Here is a 250-nt window from a genome sequence, read left to right on the forward strand (position 1 = left end):
CCTTCCCGGACCCCATGGACCGGGAGGCCGCCATTCGCGCGCATGTGAACCTCGTCGACGCGCCAACCCACCGGGCCAAGTTGCAACGGGGGGAGACGGATCACCTGCACCGCTATTCCCCGCCCGCCGATCGCCCGGTGCTCGACCTGCGCATCGACCGGGTAAGCCCATTGGGTGGGGGCGTCACCCTCTTTGACCTGCGCGCAGCCGACGGTAGCCCCCTGCCGGGATGGGAGGCGGGCGCGCATCT

The 250-nt window shown here is 70.8% G+C and carries 1 protein-coding gene; it reads left to right on the top strand.

The features are described from left to right. Positions 1 to 14: 14 nt before the first annotated feature. Positions 15 to 250: hypothetical protein (locus A3764_RS24855; protein WP_150122299.1), on the top strand; the 236-nt coding region annotated here is incomplete at its 3' end.

Source organism: Sulfitobacter sp. HI0129 (assembly GCF_001635395.1).
Classification (GTDB): domain Bacteria; phylum Pseudomonadota; class Alphaproteobacteria; order Rhodobacterales; family Rhodobacteraceae; genus Sulfitobacter.